Below are 12,415 nucleotides of genomic sequence, written 5' to 3'. Positions count from 1 at the left end.
CCGCGAGACATTCCCGCCACCCGCATAGCCACCCCGGCGGGCCTCATGAGCGAGACCCATAATGGGGCGGTGCCGAAGATCACCGCTGCGACCGTCGCAGAACACCGCGTCGCTCAACACGGAGCCCTCCTCGCCTCGGCGAAGGCGATCATCGCCGAGGCCGGCGTCGCCGCCATCACTCCGCGTTCGGTGTGCGAAAGGGCGGGCCTGTCCCGGTCGAGCTTCTACGAGTACTTCCCGTCGAAGGACGACCTCCTCGCCGCGATCGCGATGCAGGCGTTCGAGGAGTGGGGCGCGGAACTCGAGGCCGCGATGGATGCCGCAGCCCCTGGCCGCGCCCGCTTGCACGCCTACGTCACCGCGACGATCCGGATGACGGCCGACGGCAAGCACACGCTCGCCACGGGGCTTCAGCAGACCGACATCTCGCCGAAGAACGTCGAGGCGATCATGGCGATACACGACGCACTCACGGCGCCGTTGCGTCACCTCCTCGAGGAGCTGGGAATCCCGGATGCCGCAACCCGTGCGGCCCTCGTTCAGGGCGTCATCACCGCCGGCATGCAGCTCGTGGAGCACGGGGGCGACGCCGACGACGTGATCGCTGGCGTCATCGGGGTTCTCGATGGGGGCGTGCACGGCGCATGTGAATCTGTCCCTCGTAGGTGACAGCCTGTCGGCGAGACACTGCGACCGCGTGCTGGAGATGGTGGACGGCACCCTCACGCCGTACTCCGCGTCATCGCGCACATAGGGTGGGACCTATGACCCGATCGCCGTTCTCCTGCGTGCTGTGGGACATCGACGGCACAGTCGTCGATGCGTCCGAAGGCATCCTCCGCCGCCTCACGATCACGCTCGCGCACTTCGGCCACCCCGCGCCGACGCGTGAGGAGCTCATCCACTGGATCGGTCCGCCAATGCACGAGTCGTTCCAGACGAACCTCGGGATGACGCCCGAGAAGGCGACCGAGGCGGTGTCGTTCTACCGCGTGCTCGGCAAGGCCGACGGTTACACGACCGGTGCTCGCCTCTATCCCGGCGTCGCCGACCTCATGGTCGAGCTGGATGAGGCGGGAGTCCCCCAGTCGACGGCGAGCTCGAAGCCCGAGATCCAAGTGCGTGCGCTCATGGAGCACTTCGGCCTCGCTCCGCGGCTGCGCGAGATCGTCGGGGCGACGAGCGACGAGAAGACGCTCAGCTCGAAGTCGGACATCGTGGCGGAGGCTCTCCGACGCCTGGCGGCCGACGGCATCGACGTGTCGCGGCCCGTTCTCATCGGAGATCGCCACCACGACGTCGAGGGCGGCGCCGCGAACGACGTGCCCGTCATCTTCGTGTCGTGGGGCTTCAGCACCCCCGACGAGGCGAACGGCGCGATCGCCATGGCGGCCGACATCGACGAGCTGCGTACGCAGCTGCTTCCTGCCGGCTGAGCGTCGGGGCACTCCCCCATTCGACGCCCGGGCTGCGTGCCAGAAATGCAGCGCCCGGGCGTCGACGGATCCCCCCGGATACGTCACGCGATGCGTGACGGGATAAGCGTACTGATCTTCGCCGCGCACCGATACCCATAAATGAGACGGATTTCATCCGCGTAGCGTGCCGGTGTGACTCACGTGGATCTCCGCCCCTTCGACGATGACGACGCGGATGCCGTCTTCGAGATGATGCGCGACCCGGATGCCGTCGCCCAGGCCGCGTTCACCGCCGACGACCCCTCCGACCGGGCAGCGTTCGACGCGTGGCTCGAGCGCCACCGCGCGGACGACCGGGTCTCGATGTTCGTCGTGACCGACGACGGCGGCTTCGCCGGCACCGCCGCGGCCTTCACGGTGGACGGCGACCGCGAGGTCACCTTCTGGATCACCCGAAACGCGCGGGGCCGCGGTGTCGCGTCCGCCGCTCTGCGCCTGCTTGTCGCCCGTGAGGCCGAGCGTCCGCTCTACGCGCGGGTCGCCGCGGACAACGCGGCATCCATCGCCGTCCTCACCAAGAACGGCTTCAGCGAGATCCGGCGGCAGCGCGCCTTCGCCCCCGCCCGCGGCGAGGAGATCGACGAGCTCGTGTTCGCCCTCCCGCCGACGCTCGACGGGATCTGACCGGCGGATCGATGTCGGCGCGCCGCGAGGACCCGAAACGGTGACGGCGAGTGTTCCCCACGGGCGCTAACATCGCCCACGGGACGAGCGGGAGCCACCACCATCACGTCCGTCGCTGCTTGGTACGCCGTCGCTGATAGGCAGCTCCCCGATCGTGGGCTCTTGCGCCGGCCACCGGGACGGCACCCCGAACCCGCTCGATCGATCACCCAGGCTCACTGGGTTCTCGTGCGAACCCACGGGAGACGGCGGTCGGTCATACCGCGACAGCAGCCATAGATCGAGCGGGTCGTGAGGAACACGCCGCCCCGCTGCAACGGGACGGCTCACAAGCCCTGAGAAGTCAGGCCTCATCCAGAGCACTGACTGTACCGGCGTCAGCAGCCGCGAACCAGCGGCAATCCTCCTCACGGCACCTGACACCGAAAGAAGGAGTTCTCATGGGAACCGTTCACCGCTCCGCCAAGACCGGCCGTTTCGTGTCGAAGGCAACCACCGCCCGCTGGCCCGATAAGACCACCACCGAGCGGGTGGGCTCCGGCACCAGCAACTCGACGACGGTGCACCGTTCGGCCTCGTCTGGCCGGTTCGTGACCGAGTCGACTGCCAAGCGCAACCCGGATGGAACAATCAGCCAGCGCGTCTGATCCCCGCTCGGAGGCCCGCACGCTCAGGCGTGCGGGCCTCCGTCATGCGTGAGGTGCTGCCATGTCAGACGAGCTCGCTCACGAGCTGCTCGATACGCGCACGGATGTCGTCGCGGATGGGGCGGACAGCGTCGATGCCCTGCCCGGCGGGGTCGTCGAGCTTCCAGTCCTCATAACGTTTGCCGGGGAAGAAGGGGCACGCGTCGCCGCAGCCCATGGTGATGACGACGTCGGAGGCCTGCACGGCTTCGGTGGTGAGAACCTTCGGCTGTTCCGCGGTGATGTCGATGCCAAGTTCGGCCATCGCCTGAACAGCGGTGGGGTTGATCTGGTCGGCTGGCATGGACCCGGCGGAGCGGACTTCGATGCGGTCGCCGGCGATGTCGCGGAGGAATCCGGCGGCCATCTGTGAGCGGCCGGCGTTGTGGACGCAGACGAAGAGGACGGAAGGCTTGGTGTCGGTCATGGTGGCTCCGGTCAGCGGGTGGAGGTGAGTGTGGCAAGCAGGGCGTCGACGCGTTGGGCGATGTCGTCGCGGATAGCGGCGACGCCTTCCGCGGAGGCGAGGGCGGGGTCACCGACGGTCCAGTCCTCGTAGCGGACGCCGGGGATGATGGGGCAGACATCGCCGCAGCCCATGGTGATGACGACGTCAGCTGCGCGGACTGCGTCATCGGTCAGCGGTTTCGGGAACCGCGGCTCGTCGTAGCCCACGGTCAGCTCATCGATGAGGGGCTGCACGTGGGGGTGGATCTCGGCGGCCGGGGTCGATCCGGCTGAGCGCGCCACGACGGCGCCGCCCGAGCGCTGATTCACCAGCGCCGCGGCGAGCTGCGATCTACCTGCGTTCGCGACGCAGACGAACAGCACCTGCGGCTGTCCCTGCGTGCGGTCACGGGTGATGTCGGTGAGTCGTTGGCGCGCGAAACGTTCGGTGAGGGACAACAGGTGGTTCTTCACCCGAGCGCTCTTGGCCAAGGCCGTGTACGACTCGCGGACGATCGTCGCCACCAGGCTGCCGTTGAGCTGGGGGTAGTCCTGACTGAGCGCTTCGGCCAGGTGGGTGAGGGCGTCGTCAACATTCTCGAGGCCCGCATACTCTGCGCGGGCGGGGGCGATGGCGGCGGGCGCGAACGAGTCCAGCAGTGTTGTCACGGCCGGGCGGAGCGCCGGGTCGATTCGGTACCAGACCCACGTGCCACGTCGCTCGGAGGTGAGCACGCCGGTGTCGCGGAGAACTTTGAGGTGGTGCGACACGGTGGGCTGGGACACCTCGGCCAGTTCCGCGAGGTCACACACACACGATTCGCCGCGCGCGTCGGTCGCGATCGCGGACAGCATCCGCAACCGCAGCGGATCGGACAGCGCCTTCAGTGTGGTGGCGATCGCCGCGGCCGCGTCGTCCCCGATCGCGTGCGTTGGGGACGGTGCGCAGGTGTCTTCTGCGGTGGTGGCGGGGGCGCTCATCATCGACTCCTTTCCAGGGCAGGTTCGGGAATCGCGTAGGGGTCGGTGTGGAACCATGCCCGCGCGGCCCACAGTGAGACGTAGACCAGGCCGACGAGCACGGGGACCTCGATCAGTGGCCCCACGACACCGGCGAGGGCTTGCCCAGACGTGGCGCCGAACGTGCCGATCGCAACGGCGATGGCGAGTTCGAAGTTGTTGCCGGCCGCGGTGAACGCGAGCGTCGATGAGCGGGCGTAGCCCAGGCCGAGGGTCTTACCGGTGATGAGGCCGGCGAACCACATGACGGCGAAGTACACCAGCAGCGGAACCGCGATCCGCACGACGTCGAGCGGCCGGGAGGTGACCTGTTCCCCCTGGAGTGCAAACAGCAGCACGATCGTGAACAGCAGCCCGTACAGCGCCCACGGTCCGATCTTGGGCAGGAATGAGCCCTCGTACCAGGCGCGGCCCTTGCGACGTTCCCCTATGAGACGGGACGCGAACCCGGCGACCAGTGGCACGCCGAGGAAGATGAGCACGTTGAGCGCGATCTGCCACACGGACACGTCCAGGCCTTGGCTGTCGAGGCCGAGCCAGCCGGGGAGGACGGTGAGGTAGAACCAGCCGAGGATTGAGAACGCGATGACCTGGAACACGGAGTTGATCGCAACGAGCACGGCGGCCGCTTCCCGGTCGCCGCAGGCGAGGTCGTTCCAGATCACGACCATGGCGATGCAACGGGCCAGGCCGACGATGATCAGTCCCGTCCGATACTCGGGCAGGTCCGGCAGGAACACCCACGCCAGGGCGAACATCAGCGCCGGCCCAGCGATCCAGTTCAGGACCAGCGACGAAACGAGGAGCTTCTTGTCGCCGGTGACGGCGGCGACCTTGTCGTAGCGGACCTTCGCGAGCACCGGATACATCATGATCAGCAGCCCGAGCGCGATCGGAATCGAGATCCCACCGACCTCAAGGTGGGTGAGCAGTTCGGACAGACCCGGGACGAACCGGCCCAGGAGGATGCCGCCGGCCATCGCCAAGCCGATCCACAGCGGCAGCCACCGATCGAGGGTCGAGAGGCGGCGGGTAGCGGGCACTGCGTTGCTCACGCGAAAGCCTCCGCCGAAGCGAGCGCGGAGATGTCGAGCGCGGCGAGGTAGTGCTGCGCGTCCTGTGCGGCCGCGCATCCAGTACCGGCAGCGGTGATCGCCTGCCGGTAGGTGTGGTCAACGAGGTCGCCGGCCGCGAACACCCCGGTGAGCGAGGTGCGCGTGGACGGGTGCTCCACCAGCACGTACCCATCGGCATCGGTGGCGACCTGTCCGGTGACGAGTTCGGAGCGAGGGTCGTGACCGATTGCAACGAACACGCCCGTCACGGGGAGGTCACGCTCAGCACCGGTGACGGTGTCCCGCAGACGAACGCCGTGCACCTTCTCTTCCCCCTGCAACGCTTTGATCTCGCTGTTCCACGCGACGTCGATCTTCGGGTGCTCCAGCACCCGCTGCGCCATGATCTTCGACGCCCGGAACGAGCTGCGGCGGTGAACAACGGTCACCTTCCGAGCGAACCGGGTCAAGAACAGTGCCTCCTCCATGGCCGAGTCACCGCCACCGACCACGACGATGTCCTGCTCCCGGAAGAAGAACCCATCGCACGTCGCACACCACGACACGCCATGACCCGACAGACGCTCTTCGCCGGGAAGCCCGAGCTTCCGGTACGCGGACCCCATGGTGAGGATCACCGCGCGGGCGTGGAACGTCTCCCCGGCGCCGGTCTCGATGACTTTCATATCGGATTCGAGATCGACGCGGATAGCGTCGTCGAGGAGGATGCGGGCGCCGAAACGTTCGGCCTGCCGGCGCATCGTGTCCATCAGCTCAGGGCCCTGGATGCCATCGACGAAACCGGGGAAGTTCTCCACCTCCGTAGTCGTCATGAGCGCACCGCCCGCGGTGACAGAACCCGCGATGACAACGGGAGCGAGCCCAGCCCGCGCCGCGTACACCGCCGCCGTGTAGCCCGAGGGGCCCGACCCGACGATGACCAGCTCAACCTCTTGAATCGACATGTGTCTATATTGACAGATGCCTATACAAGAAGCAATCCTGATCATCGACACCGCAACGTACCGAGGAGAGCCGCATGAAACCGATCGTCCTGTTCATCTGTCAGCACAATGCCGGCCGCTCTCAGCTCGGCGCCGCTCTCCTCGAGCACCTTGCAGGGGAGCGCTTCACCGCAGCCTCCGCCGGTCTCGCCCCGGCCGAGACGGTGAACCCTGCCATCGCCGCGACCGTTGCTGAGCTGGGAATGGACATCACGGGGCGCGTGCCCTGCGCGGTGACGCCTGCTGACTTGGAGGCTGCCGATGTCGTAGTTCTCATGAAGCCCGGGCTGGCGCTGCCCAGCGCTCCGCGTGGGGAGGTTCTGGAATGGTCCTTCCCCAATCCTGAGTCCTGGGATGCCGACGCTGTCCGTCCGCTGCGCGAAGCCGTGTCCAGCAAGATCCAGTCGACTCTCCTTACGCGCTGAGCTGACAGCAGAGGGGGCAGGCCGCCGGCCTGCCCCCTCTGCGTTGTCATACCGATGCCGGCGCCCGTCCGATCTGCAATACCGGAGGCGCGCAGCACGCCCCTCCTAGCGAAGCCCCGGATGCCTCAAACAGCCCTGCGCCGCCGCAAACACCGGTGTCCGGGAGGACGAGCTCGACGCGGCGGGCGGCTTCGCGGTCGCCCGCGATTTCAGCGGCAACGCTGCGGACTTGCTCGTACCCGGTGAGCGCGAGGAATGTTGGCGCACGGCCGTAGGACTTCGCCCCCACGAGGTAGAAGTCAGGTTCGGGCTGGGCGAGGTCGGCGGCTCCGGTCGCGGCGACGGACCCGCAGGAGTGGACGTTCGGATCGACCTCCGCGGCGATCCGAACCGGGGCCTGCAACGTCGGGTCCAGCTCCAACCGCAGTTCGGAGAGGAACGACAGGTCGGGGCGGAAGCCAGTGAGCACCACCACCCGGTCGGCTGTGAGAGTGCGACCGTCCTCCGCGACTAGGACGGGGCGCTCACCGTCACGGGTCACGCGTTCGACCCGGAACCCGGTGACGAGGGATACCAGGCCGGCGTCGACGTGCTCTTTCGCTTTGATCCCCAGTGCTCCGCGTGCAGGCAGCTCGTCAGCGTCACCCCCACCAAAGGTGTTCCCGACGGCCGCTCGGCGCAGCGCCCAGGTCACCGTCGTCGACGGGTCCCGGCGAGCCATGCGGGCAAGGGCCAGCACGGCCGTCACGGCCGAGTGCCCCGAACCGATGACAACGGTGTGCTTGCCGGCGAAACCAGCACGGTCACGAAAGTCGGGGATGCGGTACGAGAGCAGGTCCGCGGACGCCGCCTCACCGATGGCGGGCAGCCCGTCAGCTCCCGCCGGGTTGGGGGTCGACCAGGTGCCGGATGCGTCAATCACAGCTCGGGCTTGCAGCCGATACTCCTCCCCCTGGGCGGGCGAGACGTGAAGGGTGAACGGCTGATCCCCGCGGCCAGCATCGACAAGGCGGTCCCGGCCGAGCCGCGAAACTCCCGTCACCCGGGCACCGAAGCGAACGCGATCACCCAGGGCCACAGCCAGGGGTGCGAGGTACCTCTCGATCCACTGCGCCCCAGTGGGGTACCCCGTCGTCGGAGCCTGCCACCCCGAGCCGTCGAGGAGACGAGCGCCCGCCGCGTCGATCAGCTCAGGCCACTCGGAGAACAGCCGCACGTGCCCCCATTCCGCAACCGCAGCCGCGGGAGAACTGCCAGCCTCAAGCACCACAACGGGCACACTTCGCTCGGCCAAATGCGCGGCCGCGGCAAGACCCTGGGGACCCGCGCCGATCACAGCCACCGGCAAGACGTCTTCCACAACAACCTCACTCATCCATTGACGAACATCGATGGGTAGAGCATCATAGATACATCGACGACTGTCAATACGACCTGAGAGGATCGCAGTATGACTGCGCAGTTCCCGCTCCTTCCTCCCGCGGAAAGCGAAACGTGCTGCGCTCCTGTCACCGGAGCGGTGATCTCGCTGGAAGACGCTGAGCGCACCGCTCGAACATTCAAAGCACTCGGCGACCCCACCCGCGTACGCCTGCTGTCCTTGATCGCCGCATCCACCGACGGGGAGGCGTGCATCTGCGATCTCACCGAGCCCGTCGGCCTATCGCAGCCGACCGTCTCACACCACATGAAGCAGCTCGTCGCCGCCGGTCTCATTACCCGCGAGCAGCGCGGCCGATGGGCCTACTACCGCGTCGTCCCCAACGCTCTCGACGCCGCGTCCCGCGTCCTCCGCGCATGAGCGACATCGCCGTGCGGGCCCTGGCCGAGAGGGACTGGCCCGAGGTCCAGAAGATCTATCGCGAAGGCATCGCCGCCGGAAACGCGACGTTTGAAAGCGAGCCCCCGTCCTGGGCCGACTTCGACCAAGGAAAGCTCCAGGTTGGCCGCCTCGTCGCCACCGATCCCGCCGGCTCAGTCCTCGGCTGGGTTGCCGCATCCCGCGTCTCTGCACGCGAGGTCTACCGCGGAGTCGTAGAACACTCCGTCTATGTTGCCGATCGCGCCCACGGGCGCGGCGTCGGCACGGCACTTCTCACCTCCTTCCTGCGCGCATCTGACGCCGCTGACATCTGGACAGTACAAGCAAGCATCTTCCCCGAGAACACCGCCAGCCTGGCCCTTCACGGGCGTGCCGGCTTTCGCCGCATCGGCCACCGCGAACGCATCGCGTACATGACCTACGGCCCCTGGGCTGGCAACTGGCGCGACACGATACTCATCGAGCGCCGCCGCCCCTGAGGCACGTCAAAACCCCCTGCCGAAACCGTTTGTCCCGAAACCGGGTTTCGACACGGCCCTGAGTTTCGGCAGGCTTCCGCGACACACGAATCGACCGCCCCAGAAACGATCGTTTTTGGTAGCCGGTGGTTAGCTGCGTGGAATGCCTCGCCGGAAACGTTGCTCGATACCTGGTTCCGGTGGACGTTATCGGCACGGGGATGGCGCTCCGTTCCACGTGCCCGCCTGTGGGTGGTCGAGCTCGCACACGCTCAGGGGGGGCGGTCAGCTGCCGTCGCGTACGTCCGCGATCTGCGTCTGGCGGAAGGTGATCTCTGAGAAGCGGGCCGCGGCCGCAGGGCCCATGGGCGCTTGTGACATCAGCCCGACCCTGGGGCGGGTGGATGTGTTGAGGCGGAACTGGCGGACGAAGTTCCACGTGGTGCCGTCGAGCGAGTAGTGGAACGCGTACGCATGAGCCCCAGGGAGGGTGGAGATGCGGAGCCAGGCGGAGCCGTCCAGGATGACGGGACCGTTCGAGTCGTCCGAGTAGCGGTCGGTGACGACGCTGACGACCATCTCTTCGCCCTGCGGGGAGTACTCGAAGCAGAGTTTGGCCCAGCAGTTCTCATCGACCCAAAGGGTGAGTGCGGCGGCGTCGAATGTGGTCCGGGGTGCGTCGACGGAGACGCGGGCCGACAGCTGGAAGGGGCCATCGGTGTCGAACGAAAGGCTCGTCGACGTGTGGTACGCGGGGGCTCCGGCGGCGTCGTTCGTCCAGTCCACGTTGTCATCGGAGATGAGGACGAGGGTGTCGCCGTCCTGTCGGTGCTGGCCCTCGTGGTGGGTCCAAGACAGGCCGGGGAGGCTGGGTAGTTCGATGGTCATAGCGTCTTCCTTCGGTTGGTTGCTCAGTGCTGGCGCCGGGCGAATCGGGTGGAGGGGGTTGAGATGTAGGGCGCCGCGAACGCGGCGATCGCGACGAGGATCATCGGCGCGATGAGCGCGGTTCGCAGGTCGAAATGCTCCCCGAGGAACCCGAGAAGTGGCGGACCGACGAGGAATGCGATGTACCCGACGGTCGCAGCGATCGACACGCGAGTTGCCGGGTTGCTGCCCGACGCGCCGGCTGCGGAGAGAGCGACCGGAAACCCGAGCGAGGCGCCGAGGCCCCACAGGATGACAGCGGCCCCGGCTGCAATCTGGTTGTCGGCGAAAATGACGACGGCGAGACCGGCGACGCCGGAGATCGCGCTGACGCAGAGGACGGCGGGTCGCCCGAAGCGCTCGATGAAGGGGCCCCCGGCGAATCGTCCGATGGTCATCGACGCCGCGAACACCGCGTACACCGCGGACCCGAATGCGGGGTCCAGGTTGTGGCCGTCGACCATCACGAGGGGGAGCCAGTCGTTCGCCGTGCCCTCGGCGAAAGCCATCGCCAGAATGATGACGCCGATGAGAATCAATCGCCCATCGGTGAGGAGGTCGCGAAGCCGACCTTGCTCCAGCGCGGACGGTTCGTCGGATGCCGTCGGCCGAGGCAGAGGGCGAGGGGTGACATGTCGTATCGCCAGGACGAAAATGACGGCGGTGACCGCACCGACTGACGCCAGGTGCCATGTCACCGACACGTCGAGTGCAGTGAAGACGATTCCGGCCGACGCCCCGACCACGGTGCCGAGGCTGAAACAACCGTGGAGGGCGGGAAGCACCGGGCGACCGATCGCCTCCTCGACGTCGGCACCCTCGACGTTCATCGCGATCTCTCCACCGCCCATGCCGAGCCCGAACAGGAACAACCCTCCGGCGACGATGAAACTCCCACCCCACGCGCCACCGAAGCCGATGGCAGGCAGACTGACGACGATCAGCGCCGTGCCGATGATGATGAGCGGCCGGACGCCGAGCCGCGATACCAACGGGCCGGACGCCAGAATGCCGATCATCGATCCCGCCGACAGCCCGAACAGGACCAACCCCATCTCGGCGGTCGATGCCTCGAGCAGGTCGCGGATCGCCGGCGTCCGGGTCACCCAGGAGGCGATCCCGAGACCGGGGATGAAGAACAGCGCGAACAGCGCCAGGCGTCGGCGCGCGAGAACAGGATCCAAGACAACTCCAGCGCAAGAAGACGAGTGCGGCGGGTGCCCCAACCACATACGGTGATGTACGAATGTACAACCATCCCGTACATATGTACAAGAGGAGCGCTATGACGAACGAAGTGGTCGACCGCCGCGAGCGCATTCTGAGCGCAGCCCTCGACGACATCGTCGAAGTCGGCGTGCATCGCGTCACGCACCGCTCGATCGCGGCGCGGGCGTCGGTGTCGCCGGGGTCGTTGACGTACCACTTCGGCTCCCTCGACGAGATATTCGAGGGAGCGTTTCAGCAGATGTACACAGCCATGGCACGCGAGTACAGGTCTCGTTTCGAGAAGGCCGGAAGCATCGAGGAAGCGATCGAGGTCGTCGTCGACCTGATCGAAGGCGCCGGGGGGGACGATCTGCACACCCGGGCCCTGTTTGAGATGTATTCCTATGGAAGCTTCAACCCCACCGTCCGCAGCTACTGCGCCCATTGGATGACTCTCAGCAGGCAAGCACTTCAACTCCAGTTTTCGGAAGCGACCGCGCGAACACTCGATGCACTCCACGAAGGGTGGTCGATGCATCGGTACTTCGAAGGCCGCCCTCTCGACCGGCACCTCGTCCGCAAGACCGTCAAGGCGGTCGTCGAGCTCGGCTGAGTCGTCGCGAGGGGCGAGACGTCGTAGGCCTGCAGGACGTGCGTCACGGCTGCACCGCTGTGAGCACGACGTACCAGTCGCCAATCGCCTGCGTCTCCATGACCAACTCGCGATCGCGCAGCTCGACCTCGGTCGTTGCCGTCGCGCCACACGGAACGTCTACCGAACCGACCTCTTTTCCCGCTGAAATCAGGAGCAGCTGAACGACGGCGGTTCCGCGGCACGCAGCTGCAACCGTGTACCAACCGGGCGAGCCGACCTCGAAGCCGACCGCCGACGTGTTCGACCCGCCGCCCGCCGGCCCCGAGTCACCCGTCGACAATTCAGCCAGCATGCGCTCAGACCATGAACCGAAAGAGTCCGCTTCGCCCGGGGCAGTCGTAGTGCAGCCGGTCATCATCACCAAGACCGCCACCATGACAGAAGCCCGAATCCAAATACGCATGACATGAGCATCGCAGGGCGCTCCCGGGGTCTCACAGGGGGCACGAGGCCGGATTGCGCTCCTCAACGCGCTCCCGTCCAGAACCGATCAGTTTCAGTCGGTTGAGGAAACCTATGCGCATGCCGGAGGCGAAAGCTTTGTGCGTGTTCGTGGCCCGTCTCCGAGTGCTCAACGCACCCGCAAACCCGGGACACAAGTTTGG

General features: G+C 67.0%; 16 protein-coding genes. 8 read left to right on the top strand and 8 right to left on the bottom strand.

Going from position 1 to position 12,415, the window contains the following annotated elements; translation table 11 throughout:
- Positions 1 to 69: 69 nt before the first annotated feature.
- The 4 genes from DO944_RS05750 (at position 70) to DO944_RS05735 (ending at position 2,749) form a co-directional block, all read left to right on the top strand.
- On the top strand, positions 70 to 669 hold the full coding sequence (locus tag DO944_RS05750) for a TetR/AcrR family transcriptional regulator (RefSeq protein ID WP_181574163.1): 600 nt from the start codon (positions 70 to 72) through the stop codon (positions 667 to 669).
- A gap of 95 nt (positions 670 to 764) precedes the next feature.
- Positions 765 to 1,436 carry an HAD hydrolase-like protein gene (locus DO944_RS05745; protein WP_112615587.1) on the top strand — a complete coding sequence of 224 codons (672 nt, stop codon included), beginning with the start codon at positions 765 to 767 and terminating at the stop codon, positions 1,434 to 1,436.
- 174 nt (positions 1,437 to 1,610) lie between these two features.
- On the top strand, positions 1,611 to 2,102 hold the full coding sequence (locus DO944_RS05740) for a GNAT family N-acetyltransferase (protein ID WP_112615585.1): 492 nt from the start codon (positions 1,611 to 1,613) through the stop codon (positions 2,100 to 2,102).
- Positions 2,103 to 2,542: 440 nt separating this feature from the next.
- Entirely contained in the window at positions 2,543 to 2,749 is a 207-nt protein-coding gene (locus DO944_RS05735) for an ABC transporter ATP-binding protein (RefSeq protein ID WP_179223256.1), read from the top strand.
- Between the two features lie 64 nt (positions 2,750 to 2,813).
- On the opposite strand, the gene DO944_RS05730 is transcribed toward DO944_RS05735, so the two are convergent.
- Genes DO944_RS05730 through trxB form a run of 4 tightly spaced genes read right to left on the bottom strand, consistent with a single transcriptional unit; the run spans position 2,814 to position 6,275 of the window.
- The gene (locus DO944_RS05730; RefSeq protein ID WP_094260798.1) at positions 2,814 to 3,215 is read right to left on the bottom strand and encodes an arsenate reductase ArsC; all 402 of its coding nucleotides are present in this window, start codon (positions 3,213 to 3,215) and stop codon (positions 2,814 to 2,816) included.
- Positions 3,216 to 3,226: 11 nt separating this feature from the next.
- Entirely contained in the window at positions 3,227 to 4,216 is a 990-nt protein-coding gene (locus tag DO944_RS05725; protein ID WP_112615583.1) for a metalloregulator ArsR/SmtB family transcription factor, read from the bottom strand.
- Positions 4,216 to 5,310, bottom strand: coding sequence for an ACR3 family arsenite efflux transporter (gene arsB, locus DO944_RS05720; protein WP_112615581.1), 1,095 nt, complete (start codon positions 5,308 to 5,310; stop codon positions 4,216 to 4,218). The genes DO944_RS05725 and arsB overlap by 1 nt, the downstream gene beginning before the upstream one ends.
- Positions 5,307 to 6,275 carry a thioredoxin-disulfide reductase gene (gene trxB, locus DO944_RS05715; RefSeq protein WP_112615579.1) on the bottom strand — a complete coding sequence of 323 codons (969 nt, stop codon included), beginning with the start codon at positions 6,273 to 6,275 and terminating at the stop codon, positions 5,307 to 5,309. The genes arsB and trxB overlap by 4 nt, the downstream gene beginning before the upstream one ends.
- Positions 6,276 to 6,349: 74 nt before the next feature.
- On the opposite strand from trxB, the gene DO944_RS05710 reads away from it, so the two are divergent.
- Positions 6,350 to 6,739 carry a low molecular weight phosphatase family protein gene (locus tag DO944_RS05710; RefSeq protein WP_112615577.1) on the top strand — a complete coding sequence of 130 codons (390 nt, stop codon included), beginning with the start codon at positions 6,350 to 6,352 and terminating at the stop codon, positions 6,737 to 6,739.
- A gap of 46 nt (positions 6,740 to 6,785) precedes the next feature.
- Here DO944_RS05710 and DO944_RS05705 read toward each other — a convergent pair whose 3' ends face one another.
- Positions 6,786 to 8,099: an FAD-dependent oxidoreductase gene (locus DO944_RS05705; protein ID WP_112616918.1), complete on the bottom strand. Its 1,314-nt coding sequence runs from the start codon at positions 8,097 to 8,099 to the stop codon at positions 6,786 to 6,788.
- A gap of 90 nt (positions 8,100 to 8,189) precedes the next feature.
- Between DO944_RS05705 and DO944_RS05700 the strand changes: the two genes are divergently transcribed.
- Together DO944_RS05700 and DO944_RS05695 are read left to right on the top strand one after the other, a co-directional pair.
- A complete protein-coding gene (locus tag DO944_RS05700; RefSeq protein ID WP_181574161.1) occupies positions 8,190 to 8,540 on the top strand; it encodes a helix-turn-helix transcriptional regulator in 351 nt (116 codons plus the stop codon).
- Positions 8,537 to 9,040, top strand: a complete 504-nt coding sequence (locus DO944_RS05695; RefSeq protein ID WP_112615573.1) for a GNAT family N-acetyltransferase — start codon at positions 8,537 to 8,539, stop codon at positions 9,038 to 9,040. Before DO944_RS05700 ends, DO944_RS05695 begins: the two co-directional genes overlap by 4 nt.
- A gap of 264 nt (positions 9,041 to 9,304) precedes the next feature.
- On the opposite strand, the gene DO944_RS05690 is transcribed toward DO944_RS05695, so the two are convergent.
- Both DO944_RS05690 and DO944_RS05685 read right to left on the bottom strand, forming a co-directional pair.
- Positions 9,305 to 9,907 carry a DUF1349 domain-containing protein gene (locus DO944_RS05690; RefSeq protein ID WP_112615571.1) on the bottom strand — a complete coding sequence of 201 codons (603 nt, stop codon included), beginning with the start codon at positions 9,905 to 9,907 and terminating at the stop codon, positions 9,305 to 9,307.
- 23 nt (positions 9,908 to 9,930) lie between these two features.
- The gene (locus DO944_RS05685) at positions 9,931 to 11,130 is read right to left on the bottom strand and encodes an MFS transporter (RefSeq protein ID WP_258524582.1); all 1,200 of its coding nucleotides are present in this window, start codon (positions 11,128 to 11,130) and stop codon (positions 9,931 to 9,933) included.
- Positions 11,131 to 11,231: 101 nt separating this feature from the next.
- On the opposite strand from DO944_RS05685, the gene DO944_RS05680 reads away from it, so the two are divergent.
- Positions 11,232 to 11,768, top strand: a complete 537-nt coding sequence (locus DO944_RS05680; RefSeq protein ID WP_112615567.1) for a TetR/AcrR family transcriptional regulator — start codon at positions 11,232 to 11,234, stop codon at positions 11,766 to 11,768.
- Positions 11,769 to 11,811: 43 nt separating this feature from the next.
- On the opposite strand, the gene DO944_RS05675 is transcribed toward DO944_RS05680, so the two are convergent.
- Positions 11,812 to 12,186, bottom strand: a complete 375-nt coding sequence (locus DO944_RS05675) for a hypothetical protein (protein ID WP_112615565.1) — start codon at positions 12,184 to 12,186, stop codon at positions 11,812 to 11,814.
- Positions 12,187 to 12,415 lie beyond the last annotated feature (229 nt).

Source organism: Microbacterium sp. SMR1 (assembly GCF_003289625.1).
Lineage (GTDB): Bacteria > Actinomycetota > Actinomycetes > Actinomycetales > Microbacteriaceae > Microbacterium > Microbacterium plantarum.
Note: the sequence above shows the minus strand (reverse complement) of the source record. Positions and strands in the feature narration are given on the sequence as shown.